This window comes from Achromobacter sp. EB05 (genome assembly GCF_044232075.1).
GTDB classification, from domain to species: domain Bacteria; phylum Pseudomonadota; class Gammaproteobacteria; order Burkholderiales; family Burkholderiaceae_B; genus Achromobacter; species Achromobacter dolens.
The window spans coordinates 4,821,482-4,836,341 of the sequence record NZ_CP155917.1; the positions used below are offsets into that span (position 1 = coordinate 4,821,482).

Genomic DNA, 14,860 nt, shown 5'->3' on the forward strand with positions numbered 1-14,860 from the left:
CAAGCGCTATTTGTCCAACAAGGACGCGTGAAGTTCCTGCAGCGGATACACCTGCAGGCCGAGGCCTTGACGCAGGTACTGCATGCCCTCGACCGCGGCACGCGCACCGGCGATGGTGGTGAAGAAGGTCACGCGCGCGGCCAGCGCCTGCGTACGGATGGTACGCGAGTCGGCAATGGCGTTGCGGCGCTCTTCGACGGTGTTGATGACCAGCGCGATCTCGCCGTTCTTGACCATGTCGACGATGTGCGGACGGCCTTCCGTGACCTTGTTGACCAGTTGCACGGGAATGCCCGCCGCTTCGATCTCGGCCGCGGTGCCGCGCGTGGCCACCAGCTTGAAGCCCAGGGCGTGCAGGCCGCGCGCCACTTCGACGGCGCGGGGCTTGTCCTGGTTCTTGACGCTGATGAACACCGTGCCGGATTCCGGCAGGCGCACGCCGGCGGCAAGCTGCGACTTGACGAAGGCCTCGCCGAAGCTGGTGCCCACGCCCATGACTTCGCCGGTCGACTTCATTTCCGGGCCGAGAATGGTGTCCACGCCCGGGAACTTCACGAACGGGAACACGGCTTCCTTGACCGAGAAGTAAGGCGGCACGACTTCGCGGGTGACGCCCTGGGCCGCCAGCGTCTGGCCGGCCATGGCGCGCGCGGCGATCTTGGCCAGTTGCAGGCCGGTGGCCTTGGACACGTAGGGCACCGTGCGCGAAGCGCGCGGGTTCACTTCCAGCACGTAGACATCGCCGCCCTGGATGGCGAACTGCACGTTCATCAGGCCGCTGACGTTCAGGGCCTTGGCCATCATGCCGGTCTGGCGCTTGATCTCGGCGATGACGTCGGCCGACAGCGAGTACGGCGGCAGGCTGCAGGCGGAGTCGCCCGAGTGCACGCCGGCCTGCTCGATGTGTTCCATGACGCCGCCGATGAAGACGGTTTCGCCGTCGGCCAGGCAGTCCACGTCGACTTCGGTGGCGTTGTTCAGGAAGCGGTCCAGCAGCACGGGCGAGTCATTGCTGACCTTCACGGCCTCGCGCATGTAGCGTTCGAGGTCCTGCTGCTCGTGCACGATTTCCATGGCACGGCCGCCCAGCACGTAGCTGGGACGCACCACCAGCGGGTAGCCGATCTCGGCGGCGTGGGCCAGGGCCTCGGCTTCCGTGCGGGCCGTGCGGTTGGGCGGCTGGCGCAGGCCGAGCTTGTTCAGCAGCTTCTGGAAACGCTCGCGGTCTTCGGCGATGTCGATGGATTCCGGGCTGGTGCCGATGATCGGCACGCCGTTGGCTTCCAGCGCGCGCGCCAGCTTCAGCGGGGTCTGGCCGCCGTACTGGACGATCATGCCGACCGGATTTTCCTTGTGGACGATCTCCAGCACGTCTTCCAGCGTCAACGGCTCGAAGTACAGGCGGTCGGAGGTGTCGTAGTCGGTGGAGACGGTTTCCGGGTTGCAGTTGACCATGATGGTCTCGTACCCGTCGTCACGCAGCGCCAGCGCGGCATGCACGCAGCAGTAGTCGAACTCGATGCCCTGGCCGATGCGGTTCGGGCCACCGCCCAGCACCACGATCTTCTTGCGGTCGGTGGGCGCGGCTTCGCACTCTTCCTCGTAGGTCGAGTACATGTAGGCCGTGCGGGTGGCGAATTCGGCGGCGCAGGTGTCCACGCGCTTGTAGACCGGGCGCACATTCAACTGGTGACGCAGCTTGCGCACTTCGGATTCGACCGTGTCCAGCAGGAACGCCAGGCGACGGTCGGAGAAACCGCGGCGCTTCAGTTCCCAGAGGGTGGCGTAGTCCAGGTCGGACAGCGTCTTCTGTTCGAGCGCCAGCTCGATATCGACGATTTCCTTGATCTGCGACAGGAACCAGGGGTCGATGTGCGTGATGTTGTGCACTTCGTCCAGCGTGAAGCCCTGCGCGAAGGCGTCGCCCACGTACCAGATGCGTTCCGGACCGGGTTCGCCCAGCTCGACCTGCAGCTTTTCGCGGTCGGTGGTCTTCTGGTTCAGGCCGTCGACGCCGACTTCCAGGCCGCGCAGCGCCTTCTGGAACGATTCCTGGAAGGTGCGGCCGATGGCCATGACTTCGCCCACGGACTTCATCTGGGTGGTCAGGCGCGCGTCGGCGGTGGGGAATTTCTCGAAGGCGAAACGCGGCACCTTGGTGACCACGTAGTCGATCGACGGCTCGAACGAGGCGGGCGTGGCGCCGCCGGTGATTTCGTTCTTGAGCTCGTCCAGCGTGTAGCCCACGGCCAGGCGCGCGGCGACCTTGGCGATGGGGAAACCGGTGGCCTTGGACGCCAGCGCCGACGAACGCGACACGCGCGGGTTCATCTCGATGACGATCATGCGGCCGTTCTTGGGGTTGACCGCGAACTGCACGTTCGAGCCGCCCGTGTCCACGCCGATCTCGCGCAACACCGCGATCGATGCGTTACGCATGATCTGGTATTCCTTGTCGGTCAGCGTCTGGGCCGGCGCCACGGTGATCGAGTCACCAGTGTGCACGCCCATGGGGTCCAGGTTCTCGATGGAGCAGACGATGATGCAGTTGTCCGCCTTGTCGCGGACCACTTCCATCTCGAATTCCTTCCAGCCCAGCAGCGACTCTTCGATCAGCAGCTCGCTGGTGGGCGAGGCTTCCAGGCCGCGGCGGCAGATGGTTTCGAATTCTTCGGCGTTGTAGGCGATGCCGCCGCCCGAGCCGCCCATGGTGAAGCTGGGGCGGATCACGGCGGGGAAGCCCGAGGTGCCGACTTCCGCGGCGATGCGGCGCTGCACTTCCCAGGCTTCGTCCATGCTGTGGGCGACGCCCGACTTGGCCGATTCCAGGCCGATGTCGGTCATGGCCTGTTTGAACTTCTGGCGGTCCTCGGCCTTTTCGATGGCGTGCTCGTTGGCGCCGATCAGTTCGACGTTGTGCTTTTTCAGCACGCCATGGCGGGCCAGGTCGAGCGCGCAGTTCAGCGCGGTCTGGCCGCCCATGGTGGGCAGCAGCGCATCGGGCTTTTCACGCTCGATGATCTTTTCGACGGCCTGCCAGGTGATGGGCTCGATGTAGGTGACGTCGGCCGTTTCCGGGTCCGTCATGATCGTGGCGGGGTTGCTGTTCACCAGGATGGTGCGGTAACCCTCGGCCTTGAGCGCCTTGCACGCTTGCGCGCCGGAATAGTCGAATTCGCAGGCCTGCCCGATGATGATGGGGCCGGCGCCGATGATGAGAATGCTTTTTAGGTCTGTACGCTTGGGCATGATGCAATCTTTACTTTTGGCCGGACATCAGGCTGATGAACTTGTCGAACAGCTCCAGGATGTCGTGCGGACCGGGGCTGGCTTCGGGGTGGCCCTGGAAGCAGAAGGCCGGACGGTCGGTGAGCTCGAAGCCCTGCAGCGTGCCGTCGAACAGCGAGACGTGCGTGACGCGCGCATTGGCCGGCAGGCTGGCCGCATCGACCGCGAAACCGTGGTTCTGGCTGGTGATGAAGACGCGCTTGGAGGCCAGGTCCTGCACCGGGTGGTTGGCGCCGTGGTGGCCGGTCTTCATCTTGAGCGTCTTGCCGCCGACGGCCAGGCCCATGATCTGGTGGCCCAGGCAGATGCCGAACACCGGCAGCTTCTTGTCCAGGAACACGCGGGTGGCGTCGATGGCGTAGTCGCAGGGCTCGGGGTCGCCGGGGCCGTTGGACAGGAACACGCCGTCGGGATTGAGCTTGAGGACGTCCTCGGCGCTGGTCTGGGCCGGCACCAGCGTCAGGCGGCAGCCGCGGTCGGCCAGCAGGCGCAGGATGTTGGACTTGATGCCGAAGTCATAGGCAACGACATGGAATTTGGACTGGTCGGGCTGGGTGTAGCCTTCGCCCAGTTGCCAGGTGCCCTGGGTCCAGGTGGTGCTGTCCTTGATGGACACGACCTTGGCCAGGTCCTGGCCGGCCATGCCGGCAAAGCCGCGGGCCAGTTCGACGGCGCGGTCGGCGTCCGAACCAACGAAGATGCAGGCGCCCTGGGCGCCCTTTTCACGCAGGATGCGGGTCAGCTTGCGGGTGTCGACGCCGGAAATGGCGACGATGCCCTGCTCGGACAGGTACTCGGGCAGCGATTGCGTGGAACGGAAGTTCGACACGCGGGCGGGACAGTCGCGCACCACCAGGCCGGCGGCGTAGACGCGGTTGGCTTCGACGTCCTCGGCGTTGACGCCGGTGTTGCCGATATGCGGATAGGTCAGCGTGACGATCTGGCCGCTATAGCTGGGATCGGTGAGAATTTCCTGGTACCCGGTCATCGCGGTGTTGAACACCACTTCGGCAACGGTATGCCCAGGCGCACCGATCGACACGCCTCGAAAAATGGTACCGTCCGCCAGAGCCAGAATTGCAGGAGGGAAGCGGTTGATCCCCTCGGGAAAGAGTTGCGGCAGCACAGTAAACCCCGGTTTTAGAATCGATAATCAAACCTTGGAATTATACCTTGAGCGGGCGTTTTTCCCGGGGAACCGCGCCAAATAAGGCTGAGATCGAAGATTTCAGCCGCCGCGCCAGGCCGATCACGCCCCGCCGCCGGCCTACCAACGGTGACAGCGCGGCCGGCGGCGCGGTGATACGCTAAAGCACCTTCAACCCTGATGCTGCGAGCCGTATTGTCCATGTCCAGCCAACTTGACGCCCTGCGCAATCACACCACCGTCGTCGCCGACACCGGCGATTTCGAAGCGATGAAGGCGCTGCGGCCCACCGACGCCACCACAAACCCGTCCCTTATTTTGAAGGCCGTGCAGCAGGACGCCTACCGCCCGCTGCTGGAAAAGACCGCGCGCGACCACCGCGGCGCCCCCACGCCCGAATTGATGGACCGCCTGCTGGTCGCCTTTGGCCGCGCCATCCTGGACATCGTGCCCGGCCGCGTCTCGACCGAAGTGGACGCGCGCCTGTCGTTCGACACCCGCGCCACCATCGAGCGCGCCCGCGCCCTGATCGCCCTGTACGAAGCCGCCGGCGTGCCACGCGAACGGGTGCTGATCAAGATCGCATCCACCTGGGAAGGCATCCAGGCGGCCCGCGCGCTGCAGGCCGAGGGCGTGCGCTGCAACCTGACGCTGCTGTTCTCGCTGCCGCAGGCGGTGGCCTGCGCCGATGCCCAGGTGCAGTTGATCTCGCCGTTCGTCGGCCGCATCTACGACTGGCACAAGAAGGCCGCGGGCGCCAATTGGGTCGAAGCCGACCACGCCGGCGCGCGCGACCCCGGCGTGCAGTCGGTGACCCGCATCTACCAGTACTACAAGCGTTTCGGCATCGCCACCGAGATCATGGGCGCCAGCTTCCGCAACGTCGGCCAGATCCTGGCGCTGTCGGGCTGCGACCTGCTGACCATCAGCCCCGAGCTGCTGACCCAGCTCGCGCAGACCGAAGGCGACGCCCCGGCGCAACTGCGCGCCGACGCGGTGAGCGGCGATATCGCCCGCATCGCCTCGGATGAAGTGGCGTTCCGCACCCTGCTCAATGACGACGCCATGGCCAGCGACAAGCTGGCCGAAGGCATCCGCGCGTTCGTGGCTGACGCCATCAAGCTGGACGCGCTGATCGAAGCGCAACGCGCCTGACCGCTTGCCCGGCCGGCATTGGCCGGGCGCGCTCAGCGATGATCGTGCGAATGCACCTGCAGCGCTTCCAGGAAGCGTGACACCATGTTGTAGGCCGCCACGGTGGCGGTCAATTCCACGGTCAGCTTGTCGGATCCCATGGCGGCGCGGGCCGCCTGGAACACCGGCTCGGGCACCTGCACCTGGCGCGTCATGGCGTCGGTGTAGGCCAGCACGGCGCGCTCGCGCTCGCTGAAGAGGGACGAGGCCTCCCAATCGGACAAGGCGTCCAGTTGGGCCTGCGACACGCCCTCTTTCAGCGCGATCGGCGCATGCTGGTCGGCCTCGTAGGGCGCGCCGTTGATCGCCGCCACCCGCATGATCACCAATTCGCGGATGTCGCCCGGCAGGGTCGACAACTGCCGGATCGAGGTCAGGTAGTTGAGCCAGCCGCCGGCCACGGCCGGGCTGTGCAGCAACATCTGGTACAAGTGCAGCACGCTGCCGCGTTCGGCGACGATGCGGTCGACCAGGGGTCGCGCTTCGGGATGGGACAGATCGGCGTAGGGAAGACGCGCCATGGAAACTCCGGAATAATCCGGCCGCTTGCGCCAAACGGCCAGGGGGATGGTGGACGCCCAAAAGACGAGGCGGCGCGCGCCAAAATCCCCTACGCTGCATATGCACACATTCGCAAGAACTTTGACATAATGACAACACATTGCGCACCTCCAGGACAAGCCTAGAATGAATGCGCCCACCCAGTCGCATCCGCCAGTCACGCTCGCGAACTGCGACAGCGAACCGATTCACGTCCCGGGCGCGATCCAGCCCCTGGGCGCGTTGCTCGCCTTCGATGCCGCGGGCGTGTTGCGCTACGCCAGCGAAAACGCGCCGCAGGTGCTGGGGATGCCGGTCGCATTGGGCTATCGCTGCGATCCGGCTTCGCTGCCGCCGGGCCTGGCGCGGAACCTGCCAGGCTGGCTGTCTCAGGACGATCCCGTCTTCGATCCGCTCAGCATCTCGCTGGACGGGCACGTCTACGACGTCATCGCCCACCGCAACACCGACGAACTGACGCTGATCGAACTCGAGCGCCGCGGCAACGACGCCGGCATCGCCGATCAGGCGCTGATCTACCGCAGCATCGAGCGCGTGCGGGCCCAGCGCGACATCGCCGGCCTGCTGGAGCGCGCCGTCCAAGAGGTGCAACGCGCCACCGGCTTCGACCGCGTCATGGCCTATCGCTTCCATCCCGACGACAGCGGCGAGATCGTGGCCGAGCGGCGCGGCGATCCCGCGCTCGAAGACTGGGTCGGGCGCCGCTATCCCGCCGGCGACATTCCGGCCCAGGCGCGCCGCCTGTACACCGTGAATACCTTGCGCCAGATCGCCGACGGCCAATACCGGCCGGTGCGGGTGCTGGCGCAGGACGGCATAGACGCGCCGCTCGACATGAGCTTCTCGGTGCTGCGCAGCGTGTCGCCGGTCCATCTGGAATACATGGCGAACATGGGCGTGCGCGCCACCATGAGCCTGTCGCTGGTGATCGGCGGCAGGCTCTGGGGCATGATCGCGTGCCACCACCATTCGCCGCGCCTGGTCCCCTACCCGGCCCGGCTGGCCTGCGAGGCCCTGGCGCAGGTGCTGTCCGCGGCGCTGGCGACCATCGAGGGCAACGACCGCGCCGCGCAGACACGGCGCAATGCCGCGCTGGTCAGCCGGCTGACCGAGCGCGCGTCGGATTCCGAAAACATCCACCAGGCCCTTTCCGGCGGCCCGGAAACGCCCGCCTCGCTGATCGCCAACGACGCCGCGCTGTGCCTGTGGGGCAACAGCGTCACGGTATTCGGAGGCATCGCGCCGCGCGGCGAACTTGCCGGCATCCTGTGCGCGCTGGACCAGAGCGGGCAACGTGTCGTCCACACCAACCACATCGCGCGCGACTATCCCGAGCTGCAGACCGACCTGGTGCCCTATGCGGGCCTGCTGGCGTGCAAGTTCGATCCCATGAACAATGGTTGGCTGATCTGGTTGCGGCGCGAACAGATCGAGACCGTGGTGTGGGGCGGCAAACCCGAAAAGCAATACGCGGTGGGCAACCTGGGGCCGCGCCTGACTCCGCGCGGCTCGTTCGAGGCCTGGCGCGAGGTCATGCGCGACACCAGCCCGCCCTGGCTGCCGGCCGAACTCGAGGCGGCCGACAACCTGCGCGACGAGCTGTCGCACATCGCCACCAGCCGCGCCGCCGACGTCGACCGCGCCCGCACCGCGCTGCTGGCGATGCTGGGCCATGACCTGCGCGATCCGCTGCAATCGATTTCCATGGCGGCCACGCTGCTTTCGCGGACCGACGCCGGCGCGCGCATGGGCGAGCGCATCCGCTATTCCAGCGGACGCATGCAGCGGCTGATCTCGCAGGTGCTGGATCTATCCCGGCTGCAGGGCGGCATGGGGCTCGGCATCGAAAAGCGCGAATGCCGCCTGTCCGACCTCCTGAACGGTCTGATCGAGGAAAAGCGCCAGGCCTATCCCGGCCTGCTCATCGAGCCGGACGTGCACCCCGACCTGGTGCTGACGGCCGACACCGACCGCATCGCCCAGGTGGTCACCAACCTGATGAGCAACGCCCGCCAGCATGGCGCGCCGCGCATGCCGATCCACGTCAGCGCGATGCCGCGTGGCGACACCATCGAACTTACCGTGGCCAACCATGGCGCGCCGATCCCCGACGAGGTCATGGCGCACCTGTTCTCGCCCTTCAAGCCCGAATCCCTGGGTCAGTCGCGCAACCGCAATGGCCTCGGGCTCGGCCTGTACATCGCCGAACAGGTGGTGCGCGACCACCAGGGCGAGATCGCCGTCGACTGCCGCGACGGCCTGGTCATTTTCACCGTTACCCTGCCGCGCGACCAGGATGCGCCGCAGATCCCCGAATCTGGAGACACCCCTTGAACGACGAGCGCGCCCTACGCGTCCTGCTGGTTGACGACAATGAAATGGGCTCGGAACTGCTGGCCGAATTCCTGGCGCTGTCCGGCCTGGAAGCGCGCTGCGCAGGTACTGGCGAAGACGCGCTGCGGCAGGCCGCCACGTTCGCTCCCGAAGCAGTGCTGGTCGACATCCTGCTTCCCGACATGGACGGCTACGAGCTGGCCCGCCGGCTGCGCGAACGCAATGTGTCATCGCGCATCTACGCCCTGAGCGGCCTGGCGCGGCATGAACGGCACGAAGACGCCACCGCCCTCTTCGATGGCTGGATCGAAAAGCCCGCCGACCCCGATGCGCTGCTGACCGTGCTGCGCCAGGCAGGTTGACACCGCCATGCAAGTCGATATTTCCGCCCAGGCGCTGGCCGCGCAAGGCGTACGGCTGAAGGTGCTGGCGCAGATATTCCCGGTGCTGCGCCATGAGGCCATCGCGCCGCTATCGAACGCCACCTTGGCGGCGGCGATGCTGGGCCACGCGCCGGAAGGCGCGGATGCCGAGGCCCGGCAGCAGCGCTGCGAACGGCTCGCCGGAGACCTCAACGATATGCTGGAAGACAGCGTCAGCGTGATCCGCGACCTCGACCAGTGGTTCAGCGACAACGGCGCGATGCTGCCGCTGGCAACGCTGCTCAAGGAATGCCGCAAGCTGCTGTTCTCGCAATTGATGTGGTCCAAGCGCCGGGTCCGCTGGCCCGAGGACCCGGGCATGCTCGAACTGCCCGCTTTCAGCAGTCGTTATCTGCTCATGGCCTGGCTGCTGTGCCTGGTGGCCTGGCTGCCCGAAGACGCCGAAGTGGAGCTCGACACGGCTGACCCCTCGGCATGGCATGCCCGCTTCGCCGTGCCCGCGCAGGCGCCGGACGGGCCCGCGCTGTTCGACGCGCGCGACATCGAATGGCTGGCCGCCGATTCAGGCTGGCGCTTCGAGCGGCAGCCGCAGATCTGGTCCTTGCACCGCAACGCCGCCCCCGGCAATGAGCCCGCATGATCTCCCCGGTGCACCAACTCCTGCGCGACGGCACGCGCGACCGCCACGAGGCCCTGGATATGGGGCTGGCGCTGGCCGATGGCAACGTCAGCCCGGCCCGCTATGTGGCTTATCTGCGCGCCATGCTGGGCTGGCTTGAACCGGTGGAAAGCCGGCTGTGGCAACTGGACTGGCCCGCCTCGTTGCGGGCTGCGGACCGGGACGGCAAAAGCGCGTTGATCCGTGCCGACCTGCGGGCGGCGGGCGATAGCGCGCCGGTTCCGCAATGTCCCGATGCGCCGCGCCCGCTGGCGGCCGACGCCTATGCGCTGGGCGTGGCCTACGTGGTCGAGGGTTCGCAACTGGGAGGACGCTTCCTGGCCAAGCGGCTCGAAGCCGCCGATCCGCCGTTGCCGCTGCGCTACCTGCGCGGCTATGGCGATGAGGTCGGGCCACTGTGGAAGGGTTTCCTGCAACACCTGGACGTGGCGGCGCAAGGACAGGAAACGCAGGCGCTGAAAGGCGCGCGCGACGCGTTCGACAGCCTCGCCGCCTGGCTCCGGGACCAGGGCGCCCTGCAGAGCCCGGGCCAGCGATAGCCGCCGGGCCGCGCCAGCGCGCGGCTCCGGGACGGCCTGCGGGTCAGATCTTCTCGGTCTCGCCCGACTTCGGCTGCCACTTCATCAAACGTTTTTCACCGATCCCGACGATGTAATCCAGCACCAGCGCGAACGCGGTCAGCACCACGATGCCGGCGAACACCGTGTTGACGTCGAAGGTGCCCTCGGCCTGCAGGATCAGGTAGCCGACGCCGCTGGCCGAGCCCAGGTATTCGCCCACCACCGCGCCGACGAAGGCCAGGCCCACCGAGGTGTGCAGGCTGGAGAACACCCAACTGGTGGCCGACGGCAGGTAGACGTGGCGCAGCAACTGGCGCCGGCGCGCGCCCAGCATACGGGCGTTGTCCAGCAGCGTCGGGCTGACTTCGCGCACGCCCTGGTAGACGTTGAAGAAGACGATGAAGAACACCAGCGTCACCGCCAGCGCCACCTTGGACCAGATGCCGAGCCCGAACCACATGCCGAAGATCGGCGCCAGGATCACGCGCGGCATGGAGTTGGCCGCCTTGATGTAGGGATCGAGAATCGCGCTGGCGCGCGGCGACAGGCCCAGCCACAGGCCGAAGGCCAGGCCGGCGATGGTGCCGATGAAAAAGGCCAGCACGGTTTCGGTCAGCGTGACCCACAGGTGGGTGTAGATGTCGGCGTTGGTGACGAACCAGGCCCAGATGCGGCCCCATACCTTGAGGGGCTCGCCGAAGAAGAACGCCACCTTGGAATCGCGCGAGGCGAAATGCCACACGCCCAGGATGACGACGAGCAGCAGCAACTGCCAGAAGCGCAGGCTGGCGGAACCTGGTTTGAACGACTTGGACATGGTCAGGGCCTGTTCATGGGGAAGCGGGCGTGGCCGGGATCAGGCACGGCCTCAGGCCCGCTTCTGTTGTTGGGCATAGCCCTTGAGCACTTCCTCGCGCAGCACGGCCCAGATGGCCGCGTGCAGTTCGACGAAGCGCAGGTTGTTGCGCACCTCGGCCACGTCGCGCGGACGCGGCAGGTCGATGGCGAATTCGCCGATGGGATGCGTGCCTGGCCCGGCCGACAGCACCACCACGCGGTCGCTCATGGCGATGGCTTCGTCCAGGTCATGGGTGATGAACAGCACCGCCTTGCGCTTGGCCATCCACAGGTCCAGCACCTCGTTTTCCATCAGTTGGCGCGTCTGGATGTCGAGCGCCGAGAACGGCTCGTCCATGAGGATGATGTCGGGGTCGCGGATCAGCGTCTGCGCCAGCATGGCGCGCTTGCGCATGCCGCCGGACATCTGGTGCGGATAGCGGCTCTCGAAGCCGCCCAGGCCGACGCGGCGCATCCAGTCGCGGCCGCGCTCGAGCGCCTCGTCACGCGGCACGCCGGCGAAATCCAGCCCGGCCACCACGTTGTCGAGCGCGCTGCGCCAAGGCAGCAGCGCCTCGCCCTGGAACATGTACCCGGCGCGCGAATTGATGCCCGACAGCGGCTGGCCGAAGACCTTTACCTGGCCCGACGACGGCGCCAGCAGGCCGGCGCTGACGTTGAGCAGGGTGGACTTGCCGCAGCCCGTGGGGCCCACCACCGACACGAACTCGCCCGGCGCGATGGCCAGGCTCGTGTCGCTGACGGCGGTGTAGCGCTGCGAGCGGTCGTCGCGGGAGACGAAGGTGCAGCTGATGTTTTCCAGCGATAGCGCGGCTTCAGCCATTGGGGTACTTCTCGTTGGCGCGGCGGGCGAAATCGTTGGTCCAGACCTTGGACGGATCGATCTTGGCGCCGTCGAAATCCGCCTGGTACGCAGCCAGGGCCTTGAGCGCGGTGGCGGCGCCGTCCTCGGGGATCATGCCGTCGGGCGACAGGCCCTCGAGGCTCTTGCCGATGGCGGCCTTGTACACCGCCGGGTCGCCCAGCAGGTACGTTTCCGGCACGACCTTGGCGATCTCGTCGGGACCGGCCTTCTGGATCCACTTGTCGGCGCGCACCATGGCGTTGGTGAGCGCCTGCACGGTATTCGGATTGGCGTCGATGAACGCCTGCGGCGCGTACAGGCAGCCGGCCGGCATGTTGCCGCCGAAGATGTCCTGCGTGTCCTTGAGAGTGCGGGTGTCGACGATGATCTGGATGTCACCCGGCATTTCCAGCATCGACACCACGGGGTCGGTGTTGGAGATGGCGTCGATCTGGCCGCTGCGCAGCGCGGTCACCGCGCCGGCGCCGGCGCCCACGCCGATGATGGAAACGTCGGAAGCCTTCAGGCCGTGCTTGGCCAGGAAGAAGCTGACCACCATGTTGGTGGACGAGCCCGGCGCGGTCACGCCGATCTTCTTGCCCTTCAGGTCGGCCGGGCCCTTGTAGTTGGGCAGGTTCTTCTTGGAGACGCCCACGCCGATCATCGGCGCGCGGCCCTGCAGCACGAAGGCGCGGTAGGCCTGGCCCTTCGATTGCATGGCAAGGGTGTGCTCGAAGGCGCCCGAGACCACGTCGGCGCTGCCGCCCACCACGGCCTGCAGCGCCTTGGAGCCGCCGGCGAAGTCGGCGATGGAGACGTCCAGGCCCTCGTCCTTGAAGTAACCGCGCGCTTCGGCGATGGACAGCGGCAGGTAGTAGATCAGGGGCTTGCCGCCCACGGCGATCTGGACCTTGGTCTTCTCCAGCTTCTGGGCGCGCACGATGGCGGGGGCCATGCCCATGACGCCGGCGGCGCCGGCCATCTTGAGCAGATCACGACGTGTGACTGACATGTGTTGTCTCCTTGGGTGCGGGGATACCGATAGCGCCGGTCTGCGCCAGCTTGTCGATAGCCGCTGAATCATACCCCAGCGATTTCAGGACTTCCTCGGTATGTTCCCCTAATGACGGACCGATCCAGCGGGTGCCGCCCGGGGTTTCCGAGAGCTTGGGCACCACCGCAGGCAGCTTGACCGGACTGCCGTCGGCGAAGTGGTGCTGCTCGATCATGCGGCGCGCCAGGAACTGCGGATCGCTGAACATGTCGGCCACGCTGTAGATCTTGCCGACCGGCACGTCGGCCGCCTTCAGGGTGTTGAGCGCTTCCTCGATGCCGCGGCCATCGCACCATTGCTGGATGGCGCCGTCGATCTCGGCGACCCGGCGGGCGCGGCCATCGTTGCGCACCAGGTCCGGGTCCGAGGCAAGGTCGTCGCGGCCGATGGCCAGCATCAGGCGGTGGAAGATCGCATCGCCGTTGCCGGCGATGACGATGTTCTGGCCGTCGCGCGTGGTGTAGGTGTTGGACGGCACGATGCCGGGCAGCGCGCCGCCGGTGCGCTCGCGCACCACGCCGGCCACGTCATACTCGGGCACCAGGCTTTCCATCATGTTGAACACGGCCTCATACAGCGCCACGTCGACCATCTGGCCCTGCCCCGCCTGGCATCCTTCGCCCTGCACGCCGTTCCAGCGGCCGCCGGTGGCGTCGCGGTGGCGCAGCGCCATCATCGCGCCGATCACGCCATGCAGCGCGGCGATCGAATCGCCGATCGAGATGCCGACCCGCAGCGGCGGCCGGTCGGGATGCCCCGACACGTAGCGCAGGCCGCCCATGGATTCGCCGATGGCGCCGAAGCCCGGTTGATCCTTCATCGGGCCGGTCTGGCCGTAGCCGGACAGGCGCACCATGATGAGGGCGGGATTGATGGCGCGCAACTGCTCGAAGCCCAGGCCCCACTTCTCGAGCACGCCGGGGCGGTAGTTCTCGACCACCACGTCGGCGTCCAGCGCCAGTTTGCGGGCGATTTCGCGGGCCTCGGGATGCTTGAGATTGAGGGCAATGGATTGCTTGTTGCGGGCCTGCACCGTCCACCACAGCGAATTGCCTTCATGCAGGTGGCGCCAACTGCGGATGGGGTCGCCCCCGCCCGTGCCATCGGGGCCGTGCGGCGTTTCCACCTTGATGACGTCGGCGCCGAATTCGCCGAAGATGCGCGCGGCGAACGGGCCGGCGATGAGCGTGCCGAGTTCCAGGACCTTCAGGCCGGTCAGGGCTGACATGTTGGTTGTCTTCCTCTCGTGGAGGCCGCGCCGCGCGGGCGGGCCGTTTTTCCAATGCCCGCCGGTACATTGCCGGCGCGCTATTGTGGGGCGTGTCAGGTGGTCTTGCGCTCCATCAGCGCCCAGGCGATGGTGCCGGCGTCCACGTATTCCAGCTCGCTGCCGGCCGGCACGCCGCGCGCCAGGCGCGTGACCCGCAGGCCGCGCTCGCCCAGGGCCTCGCCCAGGAAATGCGCGGTGGTCTCGCCTTCGGCGGTGAAGTTGGTGGCCAGGATAACCTCCTGCACCACGCCGTCGGTGGCGCGGCGGATGACGCGGTCGAAATCCAGCTCGCGCGGGCCGATGCCCTCGAGCGGCGCGACGCGTCCCATCAGCACGTAGTACAGGCCGCGGTAGCCGTGGCTGGACTCGATCATGTTCTGGTCGGCCGGCGTCTCGACGATGCACAGTAGCGAGGGATCGCGCTTGGGATTGGCGCAGGTCGCGCACACGTCTTCTTCGGCGAAGCTGTTGCAACGCGAGCAGTGGCGCAGGTCGCGCACGGCGCCGGCCAGCGCGCGTCCGAGCATGTCGGCGCCCTGGGGGTCGTGCTGCAACAGGTGATAGGCCATGCGTCGCGCGGAACGCACACCCACGCCGGGCAGGCGCCGCAGCGCCTCGATCAGCGAGACCAGCGGTTCGGGTTCGGGCAGTAGAGGGTCCATGACACGACGGCAACTTGCGGACGGCA

At 67.1% G+C, this 14,860-nt stretch carries 13 protein-coding genes; 5 read left to right on the forward strand and 8 right to left on the reverse strand.

Translation table 11 applies throughout. The features are described from left to right. Positions 1-6: 6 nt before the first annotated feature. The gene (carB, locus tag AAID08_RS21950; RefSeq protein WP_054501096.1) at positions 7-3,249 is read right to left on the reverse strand and encodes a carbamoyl-phosphate synthase large subunit; all 3,243 of its coding nucleotides are present in this window, start codon (positions 3,247-3,249) and stop codon (positions 7-9) included. Between the two features lie 10 nt (positions 3,250-3,259). Beyond that, the gene (gene carA, locus AAID08_RS21955) at positions 3,260-4,414 is read right to left on the reverse strand and encodes a glutamine-hydrolyzing carbamoyl-phosphate synthase small subunit (RefSeq protein ID WP_054501095.1); all 1,155 of its coding nucleotides are present in this window, start codon (positions 4,412-4,414) and stop codon (positions 3,260-3,262) included. A gap of 222 nt (positions 4,415-4,636) precedes the next feature. Here carA and tal point away from each other — a divergent pair, with 222 nt between their 5' ends. Beyond that, complete coding sequence (tal, locus tag AAID08_RS21960; protein ID WP_054501094.1) at positions 4,637-5,590, forward strand: transaldolase; 954 nt, start codon at positions 4,637-4,639, stop codon at positions 5,588-5,590. 32 nt (positions 5,591-5,622) lie between these two features. Here tal and AAID08_RS21965 read toward each other — a convergent pair whose 3' ends face one another. Further along, positions 5,623-6,150, reverse strand: coding sequence for a carboxymuconolactone decarboxylase family protein (locus AAID08_RS21965; RefSeq protein ID WP_100504158.1), 528 nt, complete (start codon positions 6,148-6,150; stop codon positions 5,623-5,625). 166 nt (positions 6,151-6,316) lie between these two features. On the opposite strand from AAID08_RS21965, the gene AAID08_RS21970 reads away from it, so the two are divergent. From AAID08_RS21970 to AAID08_RS21985, 4 genes are read left to right on the forward strand one after another with little or no spacing between them, the layout of a single operon-like run. Further along, positions 6,317-8,524, forward strand: coding sequence for an ATP-binding protein (locus AAID08_RS21970; protein ID WP_064524055.1), 2,208 nt, complete (start codon positions 6,317-6,319; stop codon positions 8,522-8,524). Continuing rightward, positions 8,521-8,886, forward strand: a complete 366-nt coding sequence (locus AAID08_RS21975; RefSeq protein WP_054501091.1) for a response regulator — start codon at positions 8,521-8,523, stop codon at positions 8,884-8,886. Before AAID08_RS21970 ends, AAID08_RS21975 begins: the two co-directional genes overlap by 4 nt. A gap of 7 nt (positions 8,887-8,893) precedes the next feature. Then, positions 8,894-9,547, forward strand: coding sequence for a hypothetical protein (locus AAID08_RS21980; RefSeq protein WP_116792850.1), 654 nt, complete (start codon positions 8,894-8,896; stop codon positions 9,545-9,547). Then, positions 9,544-10,125, forward strand: a complete 582-nt coding sequence (locus tag AAID08_RS21985; protein WP_064524051.1) for a biliverdin-producing heme oxygenase — start codon at positions 9,544-9,546, stop codon at positions 10,123-10,125. The genes AAID08_RS21980 and AAID08_RS21985 overlap by 4 nt, the downstream gene beginning before the upstream one ends. Before the next feature lie 43 nt (positions 10,126-10,168). On the opposite strand, the gene AAID08_RS21990 is transcribed toward AAID08_RS21985, so the two are convergent. The 5 genes from AAID08_RS21990 to recR form a co-directional block, all read right to left on the reverse strand. After that, positions 10,169-10,963: an ABC transporter permease gene (locus AAID08_RS21990; protein WP_049075402.1), complete on the reverse strand. Its 795-nt coding sequence runs from the start codon at positions 10,961-10,963 to the stop codon at positions 10,169-10,171. 51 nt (positions 10,964-11,014) lie between these two features. Continuing rightward, entirely contained in the window at positions 11,015-11,827 is an 813-nt protein-coding gene (locus AAID08_RS21995) for an ABC transporter ATP-binding protein (RefSeq protein ID WP_054501088.1), read from the reverse strand. Further along, positions 11,820-12,860 (reverse strand): ABC transporter substrate-binding protein, encoded by a 1,041-nt coding sequence (locus AAID08_RS22000; RefSeq protein WP_049075404.1) that lies wholly within the window; start codon positions 12,858-12,860, stop codon positions 11,820-11,822. The genes AAID08_RS21995 and AAID08_RS22000 overlap by 8 nt, the downstream gene beginning before the upstream one ends. Continuing rightward, positions 12,841-14,130 carry a CaiB/BaiF CoA-transferase family protein gene (locus tag AAID08_RS22005; RefSeq protein ID WP_064524049.1) on the reverse strand — a complete coding sequence of 430 codons (1,290 nt, stop codon included), beginning with the start codon at positions 14,128-14,130 and terminating at the stop codon, positions 12,841-12,843. The genes AAID08_RS22000 and AAID08_RS22005 overlap by 20 nt, the downstream gene beginning before the upstream one ends. Before the next feature lie 95 nt (positions 14,131-14,225). Then, on the reverse strand, positions 14,226-14,834 hold the full coding sequence (gene recR, locus AAID08_RS22010; protein WP_006385499.1) for a recombination mediator RecR: 609 nt from the start codon (positions 14,832-14,834) through the stop codon (positions 14,226-14,228). Positions 14,835-14,860: the final 26 nt, after the last annotated feature.